The 16,901-nt window shown below is 65.0% G+C and carries 28 protein-coding genes, 1 tRNA gene and 1 pseudogene; 16 read left to right on the top strand and 14 right to left on the bottom strand.

What is annotated here, in order from left to right:
* Positions 1-43 precede the first annotated feature (43 nt).
* The 7 genes from RCF13_RS08145 to RCF13_RS08115 all read left to right on the top strand — a co-directional run bounded on the left by RCF13_RS08145 (position 44) and on the right by RCF13_RS08115 (position 4,973).
* Positions 44-1,039 (top strand): phenylalanine--tRNA ligase subunit alpha, encoded by a 996-nt coding sequence (locus RCF13_RS08145; protein WP_072169124.1) that lies wholly within the window; start codon positions 44-46, stop codon positions 1,037-1,039.
* An 87-nt stretch (positions 1,040-1,126) separates the two neighbouring features.
* Positions 1,127-3,508 (top strand): phenylalanine--tRNA ligase subunit beta, encoded by a 2,382-nt coding sequence (pheT, locus tag RCF13_RS08140; RefSeq protein WP_231352221.1) that lies wholly within the window; start codon positions 1,127-1,129, stop codon positions 3,506-3,508.
* Positions 3,509-3,535: 27 nt separating this feature from the next.
* Complete coding sequence (locus RCF13_RS08135; protein ID WP_005410432.1) at positions 3,536-3,835, top strand: integration host factor subunit alpha; 300 nt, start codon at positions 3,536-3,538, stop codon at positions 3,833-3,835.
* Positions 3,816-4,172, top strand: coding sequence for a MerR family transcriptional regulator (locus RCF13_RS08130; RefSeq protein ID WP_053518690.1), 357 nt, complete (start codon positions 3,816-3,818; stop codon positions 4,170-4,172). The genes RCF13_RS08135 and RCF13_RS08130 overlap by 20 nt, the downstream gene beginning before the upstream one ends.
* Positions 4,173-4,240: 68 nt before the next feature.
* Positions 4,241-4,317: transfer RNA gene (locus RCF13_RS08125), tRNA-Pro, on the top strand.
* 117 nt (positions 4,318-4,434) lie between these two features.
* Positions 4,435-4,635, top strand: a complete 201-nt coding sequence (locus RCF13_RS08120) for a hypothetical protein (protein WP_088496157.1) — start codon at positions 4,435-4,437, stop codon at positions 4,633-4,635.
* Entirely contained in the window at positions 4,632-4,973 is a 342-nt protein-coding gene (locus RCF13_RS08115; protein ID WP_061478090.1) for a phosphotyrosine protein phosphatase, read from the top strand. Before RCF13_RS08120 ends, RCF13_RS08115 begins: the two co-directional genes overlap by 4 nt.
* A 201-nt stretch (positions 4,974-5,174) precedes the next feature.
* On the opposite strand, the gene RCF13_RS08110 is transcribed toward RCF13_RS08115, so the two are convergent.
* The gene (locus RCF13_RS08110; RefSeq protein ID WP_134968478.1) at positions 5,175-5,690 is read right to left on the bottom strand and encodes a DUF3011 domain-containing protein; all 516 of its coding nucleotides are present in this window, start codon (positions 5,688-5,690) and stop codon (positions 5,175-5,177) included.
* Between the two features lie 242 nt (positions 5,691-5,932).
* On the opposite strand from RCF13_RS08110, the gene RCF13_RS08105 reads away from it, so the two are divergent.
* A complete protein-coding gene (locus RCF13_RS08105) occupies positions 5,933-6,328 on the top strand; it encodes a hypothetical protein (protein ID WP_061478088.1) in 396 nt (131 codons plus the stop codon).
* Between the two features lie 12 nt (positions 6,329-6,340).
* On the opposite strand, the gene RCF13_RS08100 is transcribed toward RCF13_RS08105, so the two are convergent.
* Positions 6,341-7,033 carry an aspartate/glutamate racemase family protein gene (locus tag RCF13_RS08100; RefSeq protein WP_134968477.1) on the bottom strand — a complete coding sequence of 231 codons (693 nt, stop codon included), beginning with the start codon at positions 7,031-7,033 and terminating at the stop codon, positions 6,341-6,343.
* Between the two features lie 86 nt (positions 7,034-7,119).
* Between RCF13_RS08100 and RCF13_RS08095 the strand changes: the two genes are divergently transcribed.
* From RCF13_RS08095 to RCF13_RS08075, 5 genes are all read left to right on the top strand, one after another.
* The gene (locus RCF13_RS08095; RefSeq protein WP_005417843.1) at positions 7,120-7,431 is read left to right on the top strand and encodes a metalloregulator ArsR/SmtB family transcription factor; all 312 of its coding nucleotides are present in this window, start codon (positions 7,120-7,122) and stop codon (positions 7,429-7,431) included.
* Positions 7,431-7,781 (top strand): polyketide cyclase, encoded by a 351-nt coding sequence (locus tag RCF13_RS08090; RefSeq protein WP_049413658.1) that lies wholly within the window; start codon positions 7,431-7,433, stop codon positions 7,779-7,781. Before RCF13_RS08095 ends, RCF13_RS08090 begins: the two co-directional genes overlap by 1 nt.
* 37 nt (positions 7,782-7,818) lie before the next feature.
* Positions 7,819-8,427 carry an ATP-dependent Clp protease proteolytic subunit gene (locus tag RCF13_RS08085; protein ID WP_005417839.1) on the top strand — a complete coding sequence of 203 codons (609 nt, stop codon included), beginning with the start codon at positions 7,819-7,821 and terminating at the stop codon, positions 8,425-8,427.
* A 98-nt stretch (positions 8,428-8,525) separates the two neighbouring features.
* On the top strand, positions 8,526-9,167 hold the full coding sequence (locus tag RCF13_RS08080; protein WP_134968476.1) for a LysE family translocator: 642 nt from the start codon (positions 8,526-8,528) through the stop codon (positions 9,165-9,167).
* A 94-nt stretch (positions 9,168-9,261) separates the two neighbouring features.
* Positions 9,262-9,435: a DUF1328 domain-containing protein gene (locus tag RCF13_RS08075; RefSeq protein WP_005417836.1), complete on the top strand. Its 174-nt coding sequence runs from the start codon at positions 9,262-9,264 to the stop codon at positions 9,433-9,435.
* 22 nt (positions 9,436-9,457) lie between these two features.
* Here the strand turns inward: RCF13_RS08075 and RCF13_RS08070 are convergent, their stop codons facing one another.
* From RCF13_RS08070 to RCF13_RS08060, 3 genes are read right to left on the bottom strand one after another with little or no spacing between them, the layout of a single operon-like run.
* Positions 9,458-9,790 (bottom strand): SMR family transporter, encoded by a 333-nt coding sequence (locus tag RCF13_RS08070; protein ID WP_134968475.1) that lies wholly within the window; start codon positions 9,788-9,790, stop codon positions 9,458-9,460.
* 33 nt (positions 9,791-9,823) lie between these two features.
* Positions 9,824-10,057 carry a DUF1653 domain-containing protein gene (locus RCF13_RS08065; protein ID WP_134968474.1) on the bottom strand — a complete coding sequence of 78 codons (234 nt, stop codon included), beginning with the start codon at positions 10,055-10,057 and terminating at the stop codon, positions 9,824-9,826.
* 12 nt (positions 10,058-10,069) lie between these two features.
* The gene (locus RCF13_RS08060; RefSeq protein ID WP_134968473.1) at positions 10,070-10,354 is read right to left on the bottom strand and encodes a hypothetical protein; all 285 of its coding nucleotides are present in this window, start codon (positions 10,352-10,354) and stop codon (positions 10,070-10,072) included.
* 394 nt (positions 10,355-10,748) lie between these two features.
* Here RCF13_RS08060 and RCF13_RS08055 point away from each other — a divergent pair, with 394 nt between their 5' ends.
* A complete protein-coding gene (locus RCF13_RS08055) occupies positions 10,749-11,006 on the top strand; it encodes a hypothetical protein (RefSeq protein ID WP_061478083.1) in 258 nt (85 codons plus the stop codon).
* Here the strand turns inward: RCF13_RS08055 and RCF13_RS08050 are convergent.
* From RCF13_RS08050 to RCF13_RS08015, 8 genes are all read right to left on the bottom strand, one after another.
* The gene (locus RCF13_RS08050) at positions 10,975-11,223 is read right to left on the bottom strand and encodes a hypothetical protein (protein WP_308141060.1); all 249 of its coding nucleotides are present in this window, start codon (positions 11,221-11,223) and stop codon (positions 10,975-10,977) included. The two genes, RCF13_RS08055 and RCF13_RS08050, sit on opposite strands and share 32 nt — an antisense overlap.
* Positions 11,224-11,472: 249 nt before the next feature.
* A complete protein-coding gene (locus RCF13_RS08045) occupies positions 11,473-11,955 on the bottom strand; it encodes a pilin (protein WP_134968471.1) in 483 nt (160 codons plus the stop codon).
* A gap of 60 nt (positions 11,956-12,015) precedes the next feature.
* On the bottom strand, positions 12,016-12,471 hold the full coding sequence (locus RCF13_RS08040) for a pilin (RefSeq protein WP_134968470.1): 456 nt from the start codon (positions 12,469-12,471) through the stop codon (positions 12,016-12,018).
* Between the two features lie 153 nt (positions 12,472-12,624).
* A complete protein-coding gene (locus RCF13_RS08035; protein ID WP_134968469.1) occupies positions 12,625-13,071 on the bottom strand; it encodes a pilin in 447 nt (148 codons plus the stop codon).
* A gap of 109 nt (positions 13,072-13,180) precedes the next feature.
* Positions 13,181-13,507, bottom strand: a complete 327-nt coding sequence (locus RCF13_RS08030; RefSeq protein WP_197467660.1) for a hypothetical protein — start codon at positions 13,505-13,507, stop codon at positions 13,181-13,183.
* Between the two features lie 98 nt (positions 13,508-13,605).
* Positions 13,606-13,977, bottom strand: a complete 372-nt coding sequence (locus tag RCF13_RS08025) for a roadblock/LC7 domain-containing protein (RefSeq protein ID WP_049413644.1) — start codon at positions 13,975-13,977, stop codon at positions 13,606-13,608.
* The gene (locus tag RCF13_RS08020; RefSeq protein ID WP_134968468.1) at positions 13,970-14,521 is read right to left on the bottom strand and encodes a GTP-binding protein; all 552 of its coding nucleotides are present in this window, start codon (positions 14,519-14,521) and stop codon (positions 13,970-13,972) included. Before RCF13_RS08020 ends, RCF13_RS08025 begins: the two co-directional genes overlap by 8 nt.
* The gene (locus RCF13_RS08015; protein WP_134968467.1) at positions 14,518-15,225 is read right to left on the bottom strand and encodes a hypothetical protein; all 708 of its coding nucleotides are present in this window, start codon (positions 15,223-15,225) and stop codon (positions 14,518-14,520) included. The genes RCF13_RS08020 and RCF13_RS08015 overlap by 4 nt, the downstream gene beginning before the upstream one ends.
* Before the next feature lie 250 nt (positions 15,226-15,475).
* Between RCF13_RS08015 and RCF13_RS08010 the strand changes: the two genes are divergently transcribed.
* Both RCF13_RS08010 and RCF13_RS08005 read left to right on the top strand, forming a co-directional pair.
* Complete coding sequence (locus RCF13_RS08010; RefSeq protein WP_049413639.1) at positions 15,476-16,147, top strand: response regulator transcription factor; 672 nt, start codon at positions 15,476-15,478, stop codon at positions 16,145-16,147.
* Between the two features lie 128 nt (positions 16,148-16,275).
* Positions 16,276-16,707: pseudogene (locus RCF13_RS08005) on the top strand (DUF3011 domain-containing protein); the annotation flags it as partial.
* A 32-nt stretch (positions 16,708-16,739) separates the two neighbouring features.
* On the opposite strand, the gene RCF13_RS08000 reads toward RCF13_RS08005, so the two are convergent.
* On the bottom strand, positions 16,740-16,901 hold a 162-nt coding region (locus RCF13_RS08000), incomplete at its 5' end, for an IS3 family transposase (RefSeq protein ID WP_308141063.1).

Genomic DNA, 16,901 nt, shown 5'->3' with positions numbered 1-16,901 from the left:
TTCGCGCATCGCGATGGCAGATCGACTGGAGTTCCGGCCCCCCATGAGCGACATCCAATCCCTCACCACCCAGGCGCTGGCCGATGTGGCCGCCGCACAGAGCCCCGACGTGCTGGAACAGCTGCGCGTGGCCCTGCTTGGCAAGAGTGGCAGCATCACCTCGCAGCTCAAGCAGCTCGGTGCCCTGCCGGCGGACGAGCGCAAGGCCGCTGGTGAAGCGATCAACCAGGCCCGCGACGCGCTGACCCGCGCGCTGGGCGAGCGCAAGGCGCTGCTGGAAGACGCGGCGCTGGATGCGCGCCTGGCCGCCGAAGCCATCGACATCACCCTGCCGGGCCGCAACGGCGAGCGTGCCGGCCTGCACCCGATCACCCGCACCCTGGAGCGCATCACCGGCATCTTCGGCCGGCTGGGCTACGAGCTGTCGGAAGGGCCGGAGATCGAGGACGACTGGCACAATTTCGAGGCGCTGAACTTCCCGCCGCACCATCCGGCGCGCGCCATGCACGACACCTTCTACTTCGGCGACGGCCGCCTGCTGCGCACGCACACCTCCGGCGTGCAGGTGCGCTACATGGGCGACCACGCGCCGCCACTGCGCATGATCGCCGCCGGCAAGGTGTACCGAAGCGACAGCGACCAGACCCACTCGCCGATGTTCCACCAGGTCGAAGGCCTGCTGGTCGACGAGCATTCGACCTTCGCCGACCTGAAGGGCACGCTGGCCGAGTTCGTGCGCGCGTTCTTCGAGCGCGACTTCGAGATGCGCTTCCGCCCCAGCTACTTCCCGTTCGTTGAACCGGGCGCGGAAGTGGACATCGCCTGGCAGCAGCCCGATGGCAGCACCCGCTGGCTGGAAGTGCTGGGCTGCGGCATGGTCCATCCGAACGTGCTGCGCAACGTCGGCATCGATCCGGAGCGCTACACCGGCTTCGCCTTCGGCATGGGCGTGGAGCGCTTCGCGATGCTGCGTTACGGCGTCAACGATCTGCGCGCGTTCTTCGAGAACGACGTGCGATTCCTGAAACAGTTCGCGTAAGCCGCAACCATGTAGAGCCGAGCGATGCTCGGCTGCTCCTAAATTCGCAGGCCCAGGCGCATGCGCCGGGCCCACCAGGGTGACACCATGAAATTCTCCGAAAACTGGCTGCGCAGCCATGTCCCGACCGGCGCCTCGCGCGATGAACTGAGTGCAGTGCTGACCGCCATCGGCCTGGAAGTGGAAGACGTGACCGCGCTGGGCGAAGGCCTCGATCACGTGGTCGTGGCACGCATCGTCGAGGCCGTGCGCCATCCCGAAGCCGACCGCCTGCAGGTGTGCAGGGTCGATGCCGGGCAGGGCGAGCTGCTGCAGATCGTCTGTGGTGCGCCGAACGCCCGCCCGGGCCTGGTCGCGCCACTGGCGATGGTCGGTGCGCAGATCGGCGAGTTGAAGATCAAGCCGGCCAAGCTGCGCGGCGTGGAGTCCAACGGCATGCTGTGCTCTGCCAAGGAACTGGGCCTGGACAACGATGCCTCCGGCCTGCTGGAACTGCCCGATGACGCACCGGTCGGCCAGGCCCTGGTCGAGTACCTGGGCCTGCCGGACGCCAGCATCGAGATCAAGCTGACCCCGAACCGCGCCGACTGCTTCAGCCTGCGCGGCATCGCCTACGACGTCGCCGCCGCCACCCGCAGCGAAGTGCTGGACTTCGCTGCCGACGCCATTCCGGCAGTCGGCAGCCGTGAGCTGGGCATCCAGCTCGACGCCGGCGCCGAAGCGCCGCGTTACCTGGGCCGTGTCATCGAAGGCGTCAACGCTGCCGCCAAGACTCCGTTGTGGATGGCCGAGCGCCTGCGCCGCAGTGGCGTGCGTCCGGTCTCGCTGCTGGTCGACATCACCCAGTACGTGATGCTGGAGCTGGGCCAGCCGATGCATGCCTACGACCTCGGCACCCTGCAGGGCAGCATTGCCGTGCGCCGTTCGCGCGCGGGCGAGACGCTGAAGCTGCTGGACGGCCGCGATGCCGCGCTGGACGACAGCTTCCTGGTGGTCACCGACGCCGATCGTGCGATCGGCCTGGCCGGCCTGATGGGCGGCTTCGACACCCGCGTCACCGACGCGACGACTGCCGTGTTCCTGGAAGCCGCGCACTTCGCGCCGGCTGCGATCATGGGCCGTGGCCGCAAGCTGGGCCTGCACACCGATGCCGGCCACCGCTTCGAGCGTGGCGTAGATCCGGCACTGCCGCGCACCGCCATCGAATACGCCACCCGCCTGGTGCTGGACCTGGCCGGCGGTACCCCGGCGCCGGTCACCGAGGCCGTGCGCGCCGATGACCTGCCGCAGCCGGCGACGATCGTACTGCGCCGCGCACGCATCACCCGCGTGCTGGGCATCACCATCGACGACGCCGAAGTCGAGCGCATCCTGCGCGCGCTGGGCATGGACGTGGCTGCCACGGCCGAGGGCTGGCAGGTCGCCGCGCCGAGCCGCCGCTTCGACATCGCCATTGAAGAAGACCTGATCGAAGAGCTGGCCCGCATCCACGGTTACGAGCAGATCCCGACCACGCTGCCGGGCGGTGCCTCGCGCGTGGCGATGCCGAGCGAGACCCAGTTGGACGCGCTGAGCGTGCGCCGCCAGCTGATCGCCCGCGACCTGCAGGAAACCGTCAATTTCGCCTTCGTCGACGACGCACTGCTGGCCCAGTGGCAGCTGCGCGACGGCCTGGTGCCACTGGCCAACCCACTGTCGGCCGAACTGGCGGTGATGCGTCCGTCGCTGCTGCCGGGCCTGGTCGCCACCCTGGGCCGCAACGCCGCCCGCCAGCTCGGCCGCGTGCGCCTGTTCGAGCTCGGCCGCGTGTTCGCCCAGCAGGCCGGAGATGGCCAACCGGCACCGCTGGAAACCCTGCGCGTGGCGGCAGCTGTCTGCGGTGAGGCCCAGGCGGTGCAGTGGGGCCTGCCGACCCGCAAGGTCGATTTCCATGACCTGAAGGGCGACCTGGAATCGCTGGCGGCTGCCAGTGGTGCGGTACTGGAGTTCCGCCTGTCGTCCCGTGCCTACGGCCACCCGGCGCGGTCGGCCGAGGTGTTCCGCGATGGCGTGGCGATCGGCTGGATCGGCCAGATCCACCCGCGCCTGGCCAAGGCGATGGATATCGAGGCCGATGTCTACGCCTTCGAGCTGGATCTGGAACCGCTGACCGCCCGCCGCCTGCCGCGTGCCGGCGAGCTGTCGCGATTCCCGGCGGTGCGTCGCGACCTGGCGTTCCTGGTGCCTGAACAGGTGGCCTGGACCGATCTGGCGGCCACCGTCCGCCAGGCCGCCGGCCCGCTGCTGCGCGACCTGAACCTGTTCGACCGTTACGTCGGCCAGGGCGTCGAGCCGGGATTCAAGAGTCTCGCTATGGGCTTGATTTTGCAGGACAAGTCGCGCACTCTGACGGACCGCGACGTGGATGCGGTGGTGGCCGAGGCGGTCACTGCCATCGAGCGTGAACACCACGCCCGGATCCGCGGCTGAGCGGGCAGCACTCGGGGGTAGCAGGCAATGGCATTGACCAAGGCGGAGATGGCGGAAAAGCTGTTCGACGAAGTCGGTCTGAACAAGCGGGAAGCCAAGGAATTCGTCGACGCGTTTTTCGATGTGCTGCGTGAAGCATTGGAACAGGGACGTCAGGTGAAGCTGTCGGGCTTCGGTAATTTCGATCTGCGGCGCAAGAACCAGCGCCCGGGTCGCAACCCCAAGACCGGCGAGGAAATTCCGATTTCCGCCCGTACGGTGGTCACCTTCCGGCCGGGCCAGAAGCTCAAGGAGAGGGTGGAAGCTTATGCTGGATCCGGGCAGTAACCGCGAACTACCGCCGATCCCGGCCAAGCGCTACTTCACCATCGGTGAAGTCAGCGAGCTGTGCGACGTCAAGCCGCACGTCCTGCGCTACTGGGAAACCGAGTTTCCCAGCCTTGAGCCGGCCAAGCGCCGAGGCAACCGCCGCTACTACCAGCGCCATGACGTGCTGATGGTGCGGCAGATCCGCAGCCTGCTGTACGAACAGGGCTACACCATCGGTGGTGCACGCCTGCGCCTGGAGGGTCCCGATGCCCGCGAGGAATCGGCGCTGAGCAACCAGATCATCAAGCAGGTGCGCATGGAACTGGAAGAAGTGCTGCAGTTGCTGCGCCGCTGATCCTATTTCCATCGTAATCCGCTATACTTCACGGCCCGCCGCACTGGCGGGCACATCGCAGCATCAGTCGGGGCGTAGCGCAGCCTGGTAGCGCATCTGCCTGGGGGGCAGAGGGTCGTCGGTTCGAATCCGGCCGTCCCGACCACTGTGATGAATCAAGAAGCCCGCGCAGCGATGCGTGGGCTTTTTTGTGCGTGCGGTGTATGCTGCGCGCCACTCGTACTACCGCGGCTGCTGAACCCGGTACTCACGAGAACACATCATGGAATCTGCAAGAAACCGTGCCTGGCGTCGTAGCCAGGCCCGCAACCGTGGTGGCGACCGCGCCACGACGGCCTACCGCTACAAGCCCGAGAAGAACTGGAAGCTGTTGTATACGCGCGATGCCAAGCTCGCGCGTGCACGCCAGCTGGGCTTCACCTATCCGGTCCTCAGCGCCCGCCAACTGCAGGAACAGGAATGATCAACCTGCTGTTCGTCTGCAGCCGCAACCAGCTGCGGAGCCCGACCGCCGAAGCCATGTGGCGACGGCGGCCCGGCTTCAACGCGAAGTCGGCCGGCACCAGCCCGCACGCACGACGCCCCATCGGCCCGGCGGATATCCGCTGGGCCGATGTCATCTTCGTGATGGAGGCCAAGCACCAGCATCGCCTGCAGGCCGCGTACGCGCGCCTGCTGGAACACAAGCGCCTGCATTGCCTGGATATCCCCGACGACTATCGCTGCATGGATCCGGTATTGATGGACCTGCTGGACGCAAAGGTGACCATGTATCTCGATCAGCTGCCGGAAAAGCGGTAGATCAGCTCCGGATCGCCTTCGTCCAATCCATGCACGATGCCGCTGTCGATGAAACCCGAGGCGGGCATCACCTCGCGGATATGCAGCATCGTCGAGGAAAGATCGGCTGTGCCATCGCAGGCTCCTGGACTGGATGCGCCCAGCCCATCGATCACCTCGGCCGTGTCTGCGTATCCGCCACAGCCAGCGTGTGGTCGGCAGTCAATACACGCGGAACTCGGCACGGCAGCCGTCGCTGACCCACACCCCCCGGCGGTCCCAGCCCCAGTTGCGGTCCTCGACGCACGGCGTCACCGACTTCTGCTTGACCAGGCGCACTCCATGGCGCACCCGGATGCGGCATTCCTTGTCCTTCTGTTCGTAGGACTCGCAGACCAGGCGCTCGCCGTCGTCATCCTGGTCACGGTCCCGGCCGCGCCCCGGCCAGCGGCCGCGTCCCTGTTCGTCGGCCACGAACTCAGCGCGGCAGCCTTCGGTGACCCAGAGCATTCGGCGGCTCTGGCCCCAGTTCTGGTCCTCGACGCAGCGGGTGACCGACAGCTGCCTGGCCATGCGCATGCGGCCTTCGATCGGGCACTGCTGGGTCTTGTTGAACTGCGACTCGCAACGCAGCGGCGGAATGTGATCGCTGACGTAGTCCTGGGCGGCCACCGTGGTGGCCCCCAGCAACAGGGCCAGGGCGGAGGTGGAAATCGGCAGCAACAGGCGATGGGTCATGGAGAGCCTAGGCAGAGGGAATGGGCCGCAAGAATGGACCAGCCCGAGGCCGTCGGAACGGATCGTTCCGGCGCTGGCTCAGTGGGGATTTAGTAGTGCGCACCGGCCCATGCAGAGCCTTACATCCCTTATCATCGCGGCACATCCGATCGCATCGGCTTACACCTTCTTACATGTCTCCCACGCATGCCGGCGCAGCCTGTGGCTGCCGTCACTGGCGTGCAGCCGGCTTGCGGAGGAGGATGCGCGGACCACGACGACCACAGGGGGTTGCGTTGATCAGCAGTACCGTCATTCATCGCTCGGCTGGCGCAGAGGCCGGGCAGGTGCGTGTCCTGGACACCACGTTCAAGGGCAAGCATGTGTTCATTGCGTGGGGCCTGCGCGGGCCGGAACTGACCCGCAGCGCAGACCCGCCCGCCACCGTGGCTGCGCGCAAGGCGTTGCACGCCGTGGCTGGCCACAGCGAAGGGCCGCGCAGCCCGGAGGTGTTCATCGCCAACCAGTCGGCGGTGGCGATTACCGTCTATCGACTGCTGACCGAGGCGCGTTCGGGTGATGCCATCTTCTTCCTGTGTGATTCGCAGGCCGTGGTCGACTGGCTGATCACCGCCCTGGAAGTCCAGGGCGAAGGCTGACGCTGCGCGCGGTCAGGCCAGCGCAGCGTCCACCGCCGCAAGCGCGTGCAGGGTGGTGGTGTCGAACAACGGCACCGCACTGTCTTCTGGGCGCACCAGCAGCATGATCTCGGTACAGCCGAGGATGATCGCTTCGGCGCCGCGCGCGACCAGGCGCGCGATCACGCCGGCGTAGGCCTGCCGTGAGTGCTCGCTGACCACGCCGGCGATCAGCTCCTGGTAGATGATGTCGTGCACGCAGCGGCGATCATCAGCCTCCGGAACCAGTACCTGCAGCCCGAAGCGGTCCTGCAGCCGGTCGCGGTAGAACGCCTGCTCCATGGTGAAGGCGGTGCCGAGCAGTCCCACCTTGCGGATGCCTGCCTGCAGGATCGCCGTGGCGGTCGGGTCGGCGATATGCAGCAGGGGCAACCGGCACTCGGCTTCGATCCGGTCGGCCAGCGTGTGCATGGTGTTGGTGCAGATCACCAGCAGCTCGGCGCCACCGGCCTGCAGTCGCCGCGCGGCATCGAGCATGTGGTTGCCCAGCACATCCCACCGACCATCGTGCTGCAACTGCTTGATGCCGGCGAAATCCACCGACCACAGGAGCAGTTGCGCCGAATGCGCGCCACCGAGGCGATGCCGCACCGCCTCGTTGATGAGCCGGTAGTACTGCGCTGAGCTTTCCCAGCTCATGCCGCCGATCAGGCCAAGGGTCTTCATGCTCAGCTCCATGCCAGGGAGTCGTCATTGCAGCACAGCAGGTGTGGCAGTTGCACCATACATTAGTGACTGCTAATGTGTTGATCATGATCGAGAACGCCCTGTTCAAGGCGCTGGCTGACCCCACCCGCCGCCACATCTTCGAAAAGCTGGCCGATGGCGGGCGGCATGCCAGCGCGCTACGCGAGGGCATTGCGATCAGCCAGTCTGCGATGTCCCAGCACCTGGCAGTGCTGCGCGATGCAGGGCTGGTGCGTGAGCAGCGCCAGGGGCGCTTCGTCCACTATGAAGTCGATCCGCGCGGGCTGGCCCACATCGGACGCTGGCTGCAGCGATACCGTGCCTACTGGCCGGCGCGGATGTCCGCACTGCAGAACCTGCTGGAGGAGATGGACTGATGGACGATGTACTGAAGGAAGCGGCTCCCGCGCTGGTGATGGAGCAGCGGTTGCCTGCGCCGCCGGAACGGGTCTGGCGCGCACTGTTCGATCCGGCACTGCGTGAGCGCTGGTTGCCTGCCGCCGATCTTGCCGATCCACAGCCCTGCCTGTGCGAGGAGGGGCGGGAGCTGGGATTCCGCTTGCGCGATGCACAGCCCCCACATCTGCACAGCCTTGTGTGTTTTCGGCTGCGCGCTGATGAGGATGGGGGAACGGTGCTGACCATCGTGCATCGGCTCACCGACCGGCGCGCGCTGATACCGCCGGCGTCCAACGATGACCATCGCACGGTGATGCGCGCGGCTTGAGCCGGCGCCTGGATCGAACGCTACAGGGAGCAGGCACATGCGGGACAGAATGCAGCTGGTACCGATGGTGGTGGAACGCAGCGAGCGCGGTGAGCGCTCCTATGACATCTACTCGCGGCTCCTGCGCGAGCGCATCATCTTTCTCAACGGCGAAGTCGATGACACCGTATCGGCGCTGGTCTGCGCGCAACTGCTGTTCCTTGAATCTGAAAATCCGGAGAAGCCGATCCATCTGTACATCAATTCGCCGGGTGGGGTGATCTCCAGCGGCCTGGCGATGTACGACACGATGCAATACATCTCGGCCCCGGTGCATACGCTGTGCATGGGCACCGCGCGGTCGATGGGTTCGTTCCTGCTGATGGCCGGCGAGCCGGGTCACCGCGCGGCGCTGGCCAATGCCAGCCTGCATGTGCACCAGCCGCTGGGCGGGGTGCAGGGCCAGGCTTCGGACATCTTCATCCACGCCGAGGAGATGCAGCGCACCAAGCAGCGCATCACCCAACTGTATGCGCGGCATTGCGGACGCAGTTTCGAGGAGGTCGAACAGACCCTGGACCGTGATCGGTTCATGAGCGCCGAGCAGGCATGCGAATGGGGCCTGATCGACCAGGTACTGGTACGGCGCGACGCGCTCGCGGCCTGAGCCTGCCTCTGTAACCACCGCATCCATGCTGCACTGTGTGTGCCGCGCCAGGCCGGCGCGCTCTATGCTGGTTAGATGTTCTGAAGTGGACGCCCGATATGGCTCTGCATACCTGGTGGTGGTTCGTGGCCACGGTCTTCGTGCTGTGCGGGACGCCCGGGCCCAACATGCTGCACATCCTTGGGCGCAGCGTCGGGCTGGGATTTCGCGGCAGTGTGCCGGCCATGGCCGGCTGCCTGCTGGCGATGCTGCTTGTGCTGGCGGCTTCCGCAGCGGGCCTGAGTGCGCTGCTGCATTCTTCGCCGATGCTGTTCGAGGTGCTGCGCTATCTCGGTGTGGCCTACCTGGCCTGGCTCGGCATCAAGGCCTGGCGTGACAGCTGCCGGACCGCACCCGCAGTGGTCGATGCTGCCGAGGTCACACTGGCGCCGGTACATGGCGCAGGAACGGTGTTCCGCGGCGGCCTGTGGGTTGGCCTGAGCAATCCCAAACTACTGCTGTTCGCCGCAGCGTTCCTGCCACAGTTCGTCGATCCGTCGCGCAGCCAGGCCGTGCAGTACAGCGTGCTGGTGGCGACCTTCGCGGCCTGCGAACTGTTCTGGTACGTGATGTATGCGGCCGGTGGCCACGGCCTGCGCCGTTGGCTTGCAAAGCCATTCGCACGGCGCTGGTTCGAGCGGCTGGTGGGAAGCGTGTTCCTGGCCTTCGCCGTGGCGCTGCTGCGCTTCCGGCCGCGTTGATTCACGCCGCACACGCGGCCCGTTCACGAGCGCCGCATCGGTGGCGGCCTAGCCTGATCGCACCGTTTGCATTCCCTGCGGGGAAAGGACTGACATGATCAAGTGGGCCATCATCTTCGCCATCATCGGCATCATCGCGGGCGTGCTTGGCTTCGGCGGCATCGCTGGCGCCGCCGTAGGCATCGCCAAGTTCCTGTTCTGGGCAGGCATCATCATCGCCGTAGTGCTGTTCCTGATCGGCATGAGCGTGGCGAAGAAGGTCAGCTAGCGCCGGTCGCGCAGCAGCGTCTTCAGTGCGCGCTGCTGCGCGAGAACAGATTGATCACCAGTACGCCGGCGCAGATCAGGCCGATCCCGATCAATGCCGGTGCATCCAGCCGCTGCTTGAACACCACCAGGCCGATCAGCGAGATCAGCACGATGCCGACGCCGGACCAGATTGCATAGGCGATGCCGGTCGGCACCGACTTCATGGTGACCGACAGCAGGTAGAAGCACAGCCCATAGCCAACCAGCGCGCCCACTGTCGGCCACAGCCGGCTCATGCCGTAGGAGGCTTTCAGCAGTGACGTGGCGATCACTTCCAGCACGATGGCGGCGGCCAGGTAGATATAGGGGCTCATCGCGGGCTCCGGGTCACTGCGGGTCGCACCGGATCAATCGTCGATGCGAGCGAAGCGCGCCTGCGGGCCGTGTTCGCCCGGAACCTGCTCGATGAACATCGGGTAGGGGCGTACCCACAGGCCGCCTTCGCCATAGCGTGCGCGATAAAGCACCATCGGTTCCAACGTCTCGCTGCTGCGGACGATATCGATCACCTCGTATTCGCCGCCCTTGAAGTGGCGATACCGGCCACGGGCGAGATCGGGCAGGGGAGTCAGCTCAGCCATGGCAGGGCGTGCTCACTTGCGCGTCGGGCTGGCGGGCTTGGCGCAGTACGCGTCGATGGCCTCGGCCGTGTTGGCCAGGCCCTGCGCCTGCGCCAGTTCCCAGGGGCGCTCGCAGCGCTGGCTGTGTTCGCACCACTGATAGCCGGCCGAGCCGATACAGCCGTGCGCATCACGGTCGCCCCCCACCACCGGCGTCGCTGGCGACGCCTCAGCGGCATGAGCGCGCGCGGTCGCCGTGTCCTGGCTGGCACAGCCGGCCAGAACCAGCAGCGCTGGAATCAGAAGAAGCACCTTCATGCGCGAGCTCCGTGCGTAAAGCGACATTTTCTGTCGCAAATAGCCCGTCAGCAAGCGCTCAATGCACGGCGGCGCGGATCAACTCTTCGATCAGGATCAGATAGCTGGCCACGAAGTAGAACTTCAGCAACGTCGAACGCTGGTGCGAGAAGAAGGTGCGCATGTGGAAGGGGCCCCTGTTGATGACGGTAGTGTGAAGCCAGCCTGACTCCGTGACAAGGATCACGGAATGAACGGGCTAAACGGACTCAGGGATGTGATGAGGGTGGGGTTCTGACGCACTGGCGCGGACTTTTCGTACTTTTCTGATGGGACCACCCTGATGGCATGGCTAGGGTGACGGCATCAGCAGAGGGTCTAGTGCCCCCTGCGCCTTTCCCAGAAGGAGCGTCCCATGGTCATTACCGTCAAGTGCAGTGCCGCGCAGTGGTCCCTGTTGGATCCGGCCGCAGGCGTCGCCGAAGCATTCAACTCCGGGGCCGCAGCGTTCGATGCCGCGGTTGGCCTGGCCAGCGCCCACCATCGCCGGACCGGCCAGGGCAGCACGGTGCGCGTGGAGGCGCTGGGTAGCAGCGTGGATGCCGTGCATTTCGAGGCGATGGCAACCGCCTCGGGGCCGGTTACCGGCCTGCGTCCTGCGCCGGTGGCGTAACGCCGGAGGATTCCCCGTGCAGTGCCTGGCTTACGACATGGCACAGCCACGATGGATTCACCGTTTTGGCATAGACATGACCGATCTGTGCCGGCAGGGCGCGATCCTGCAGTACGCGCAAGGGCTGTTGGGCCAGCACGAGGATGAGCAGATCCCTGCGCAGGCAGCAGATGCGGCGCAGCAGTGGCATGCCGTCAGCCTGGCCCACAGTCGGCATGCAGGGATCGATGATCAGTGCGTTGCAGCGCGGGCTGGCGATCTGGGTCAGAACCTCTGCGGGCGAACGCGCTTCGCCGAGGGTTCTGCCGTCCAGATGGGGCTGGAGTCTGCGTATCAGTTCGCGTCGGATCCAGGGGTTTGCATCGGCGATGACGAGGGAGGGGAGGGGGGACGGCCGGCTTTCGCAGGCGCCACTGCCTGACTGGAGTGGCAAAGCGTGAACAGCTTGAAGTATCTGCATAGCAGGCTATGGATTGTCGGGGCCACAGCCTTTGGGCAGGAGGTCGTAATAGGGGATGGCAGTCCAGCAGCGCCATTCACGGCTGCGCGTGTCCATGATCAGCACCAGATTGCGCCGCCATGTCCCCACGTTGTAGCCAGCATCGAATCGCAGCAGGCAATCGATCTCGAAGCCGCCATCTGCACGATACTTTGCCGTGATGGTTTCACAGCGCTCACTGCTCTCCGGTACTCCCAGCTTGCGGTTGTCCGAGCCATAGAAATCCCCCCGTTCGGCCAGCCACGCCTCCACTCCAGCCTTCCCGCCGGCCAGCTCGGCCAGGGCCGCCGCCAGCTTGGCTTTGGTAGAGAACTTCTTGTATTGCGGGACTGCGATCAGCGAGAGAATCATGATGATGGCCAGGACCACCATGAGTTCGATCAGAGAGAACCCGCGCTGGTGGTGTGCGTGGTTCGATGCGCAGCCAGCCTTTGATATTTTCATTTTCATCGGTTCCTTCGTCAGGAAATCAACGTTCCTGGCAATCTGTGTAGTGGCATGCGCGTGCGATCAGCCCTGGCAACCGTGGGGAAGGAGGCTCTGGTCTGGAATGTCGCTCCTGCAGAGCCAGACTCCCTGCGAGTCGCGATCCAGGGTCAGGCTGCCACTGCCGATTGCAGCGTCGCTCTTGAGCTCGCAGTTGATGCTCGTAGCTCCATTCGTGACATCGCTTGTCACCGTAATCCAGGTACAGCGGGAGCTTGACTCGGGCAGGCCAATCGATGCCGGCGTGGTGACCTCGCTGCCCTCGGCGAGGAGTGATTCAACGCCAACTTTTCCACCGGCAACTTCTGCGAGGGCGCCCGCCAACTTTGCCTTGGCCGCGAACCGCTGATACTGCGGCAGGGCAATCATCCCCAGAATCCCGATGATCGCCACCACCACCATGAGTTCAATAAGGGAAAAGCCCTTCTGCCGGGATGCGCTTTTGCCTGCGTGGCGTGTACGGCCGATTGCGGTGTTCATGATAATCCTCTGTGGCGTGGTGGTTTCATTGGTCTGGCCCGGAAACAAGCATTCGTGGCGCAGTCATAGGAAATCACGTGCACGGCAGTGGGTATATTCAAGAACTGGTAAAGTCGAGCGTGTTGAATGGCCGCGCGACTGTTTTGCGAATAATCAGAAAGTGCGCCGCAATTGCGTTGGGCATGGCCCAGGCACTGCCTGCACATCGGCCTTGCCCGCATTGCATCGCCATTCTCCGGCAGGGGTTCGCCACCATTGCAGGCGGCCGTCCTGGCGCAGATCGCAGGTCAGCACCGCGCGGCCGGTGTCGGGGAGCGAGGCGCGCAGGTGCGCGCAATGCGCGGCGCTGGCAGGCAGTCCCAGGTGCTGGTCGGTCACGGTGAGATCACCTTCGGCGTAACTGCTTTCCACGGCGGCGATGGCGCCGCCCAGCACGCTGGCCGCGTCGCGCGGCCGGGTGCGGCCGGTAGCGTCATCTGCCGAGGGCGCACACAACAGTAGCGCGTAGACGGCTGTCAGTCCGGCGACGATGCAGACCGACGCCCAGGGCCGGTAGTGGCGTCGGCGAGGTGCCGCCTGTGTGGTTGATCGAGGGCGCATGGAGGGCGGCTCCCGTTGTCGAGATGGGCGCGCGGTGCAACCACAGGCCGGGGCCGCTCTCCCCAGAGCAGCCCCGGCATTCGCATCCCCTGGCTATCGTTGTCGTGCGCTACAGCGCCAGCGAGCTTTCCACGTCCAGCACCATGCGCCGGGCGAGAGCTAGATTGGCCTTCTGCCGATCCAGTACCACATAGAAGAACAGGCCCTTCTTGGCCGACACCGGGCGCAGCACGTGGTACGCGCGACCCAGAGTGATCAGCACGTCCTCGATGCTGTCGTTGAGCTTCAGCGCTTCAGCCGCTTTCATCTTGGCGCGCAGCACCTCGGTGTTTCCTGCGGCCGCCAGTTCCATGTCCACGCCTGAGCCGGCTTCACCCAGCAGCATGCCGCTTTCGTAGTCGACCAGGGCAACGGCTTGTGCGCCGTTGATCTGCATGAGCGTGTCCAGGCATTTGTTGATGGCGATGTTCATTTCAGTGGTCCGTTGCGGGTGTGAGGAGTTGAAGAGCCGTCTGATCAGTGAGAGGGCATGCATCAGTTCGGGTTGTCGGTCAGGGCCCGTACGCACTGCTTGGCATGCCACAGCACGTTGCCGATGACACAGCTGTGGTCGCATGCGGTCATCAGTAGGCGGGGCTGTGTTCCGGGAATGGCAAGCATCAAAACCTTGCCGTTGGCGGCATCGAGGATGAGTGTGTCGAGTTCACCAAAGTGCAGTTCGCGACCCAGCGCACTGGCCAGGCCGAGCATCGAGCTGGTCATCGCGGCCAGGCGATCGGCGACATGGCCCTTCGGGCCGGCCTGGGCCAGTGCGAAACCATCAGTGCTGGCAACGACGAGCGCCTGGATGCCGGTGACATCGTGTACCAGCGCGTCGAGTGCCGATGTGCGGTCGATGTCATTCATGGGCGGCCGCCGTGGCATTGCATTCGATCTGACTCATCAGCAGGTCCATCGCCATGATGGCCTGCGCCATGTCGCGTGGGTCCAGCGGCAATGCCGGCAGGTGTGGCGCATGGTCCTGCAACCAGTCCTGCCAGCGCGGCTGTACCGGATCATCGGTGCTACCGCATCGGGTGAAGCCGATGACGACGGGCAGCCCCGGTGCGCTTTCGGCGATAGCTCGCAGATGCCGCCCGGCCAGCGTGGCGCCCACGCTGGCGCTGCCATCGATCAGAACGATGGCACCTTCTGCACCGGCCAGCAGGATCGGCCAGATGTAGGAGAAACGTTCCTGCCCCGGCGATCCGTACAGGCGCAGGCGGTCGCCGCCTGGCAGGTCGATGTCGCCATAGTCCATGGCCACGGTGGTGTATTGCTTGCCCACGGAAGGGTCGGTATTGCGGGCTTCCGTCACCACCGCCGTGCCCTGGGTCAGGGTCTGCACGAGGGTGGACTTGCCCGCGCCGAGTGGGCCCATCACTACGATCTTGTGCTCACGCACGGTCATGCACTCCAGCGGATGCGAAGTTGTCGCCACAGATTGACGAGGCCGTCGGCGGGCGAGGGGCGCACAGGTGCGTCCTCGCCCACGACGGGAAAGGCATAGGCGGTGAGGAACGCTGCGTTGAAGAACGACTGCACGGTTTGGCGTGGCAGATCCAGGATGTCGCAGCATGCGCGCACGGACGCGCCCTGCTTGATCAGCAGCGCGCACAGTCGGAAGTGATCGGGACGATGGGCCAGGATGCGGAAGTCTGGCCAACGCCGCAGGCGCAACTTCGTGCAGTCTTGCAGGGGCGGGATCGGCACGCCGGGCCCGTCCGTGACCAGGGCAACGTTCCACAGCGTCAGGCGCAGCGGCACATTGCTGCACACCGTCGCACGCTGCACGAAGACCTCCTGTGTCACCGGTACTAGGCTCAGTCGAGAGTCTGCGTCGCCCAGTAGTCTCTGCAGCAGTGTCAGCGTGATCGGCGCGGGTGCGGTGGTCATCATCCGGTCGTTCCTGGCGTCCAGCCAGCACACGGTGGCCCCGTCGTGAATGATCGCGGCATGGGCCGGCCGCCGCGACGGCGTGCTGTCGCTCGCCAGATGCAGTCGCAACTGCTGTACGAACGGCAATGCGGCAGTTGGCAATGCGGCCGGCGCCAGTGGCTCTGCTTCAAAGGGCTCTTGCAGATCCTCAAACGATTGACGACGGAATCGGACCATGGGGTGTCCAGTGCGGCGAGTGATCGGAGGTGACTTTGTAAGCGGCCCCGCTGGCTTTCTGGAATGAAACTATTGGGAAAACTGCTGTGTCATTCGTATTTTTGATGCTCTCTGCAATTAATGGAATTGGCCGGAAGTTGCTGCTGCAATGACATCAATTGCAGTGAGCGATTATTAAGTTGACGTAACCTGGAATGATTACTAGCGTCTCCACTGCGCACTGCGGCGTGACTATTGACGGGTAATCAGCATGCTCACTCGAATTGCCATTGCGGATGATCATCCACTGGTCTTGCTAGGCACGCGCATCGTGATCGAGGCCGGTGGGCAGCATCGCGTGGTGGCGGAGGCGCGATGTGCAGAAAGCCTGCTGGCCATCCTGGCCGAAGAGCCGGTGGATCTGGTGGTGACTGATTTTTCGATGCCGGATGTCGGCCGCTCGGACGGTCAGGCGATGCTGCAGGCGCTGAGTCGCAATTACCCCAAGGTGCCGGTGATCCTGGTCACGATGGTCACCAACGCCACCACCTTGAACATGGCAATGCGTACCGGTGTGCGCGGACTGGTGTGGAAGTGCAGTTGCGTGGATGGCACCCGCAAGGCGGTCGATACCGTGTTGAGCGGGGGGATCTACCTGGACCCCCAGTTGGCGCACTGCCTGCAGGAGGGTGGGCGTGAGCGATCGCTTTCGGTGTTGTCGCCCAAGGAGCTGGAGGTTCTGCGGCTGTATGTGTCGGGACCTTCGATCACAGAGATCGCCGGGAAGCTGCGGCGCACCGTCAGTACCATCAGCCGGCAACGCATTTCGGCGATGAGGAAACTGGGCATCAGCAATGATGCCGAGCTGTTCGCCTATGCGTTCGAGGAACGCCTGGGCAATGCCGGTGGCATGGCCAGTGGGGCAGCAAACGGGGGCCCATGAGTTCACGGCGGTCCAGTCAGGTCCGGTTGAGTTGTTTGAATGGGGGAACAACTGCCATCGCGCCTCCCTCTGTGCGCCGCGCCGTGAATCCCGGATGCTTGCGCCATCGTATTCATCTGGAGATCTCGATGGGCAAGGCACTCACCTGGCGCACCCTGGCCTGCACCCTGTTGCCGATGCTGGCGGCCGCCGGCGGCGCCCACGCGCAGAGCTATGGCTACGGCTACGACGACGACCGCTACGGCGGCCGCGATGGCAGTGGCATCGTGCGCTGCGAGTCGGTCAAGAACCGCAGCAATGAGTGCCGCCTGGATGGCCGCGCGCGGTTGATCCGCCAATTGTCCGGTTCGCCCTGTGTGGAAGGTGAGACCTGGGGCCAGTCGCGCAACGGCGTCTGGGTCACACAGGGGTGCCGTGCCGAATTCGTCGGTGAATACCGCCGCGGCGGCGGCTGGGGCGGCAATGGCGGCGGCTGGGGCAACGGCAATGGATGGGGTGGTGGCGATGTGGTCACCTGCCATTCCAATGGCCACCGGCAGGAGTACTGCGATGCCCGCATCCTGAAGTGACCCCCGAGACTTGGACGGTGGGGTCAGGCGGCTGCTTGGGCCTGTTCCCGGTACTTTACCGGGCTTAGCCCCTTCAATTTCAATCTGATTCGCTCTTGGTTGTAGTACTTGATGTACTCCACCAGCCCGGCCTCCAGGCTTTCGATGCTGTCAAAGCTGTTCAGGTAGAAGAACTCCGACTTCAG

The sequence above is a fragment of the Stenotrophomonas maltophilia group sp. RNC7 genome (assembly GCF_030910085.1).
Lineage (GTDB): Bacteria > Pseudomonadota > Gammaproteobacteria > Xanthomonadales > Xanthomonadaceae > Stenotrophomonas > Stenotrophomonas sepilia.
The sequence above is the reverse complement of the archived record's forward strand: the minus strand, read 5'-3'. Positions and strand labels throughout refer to the sequence as shown.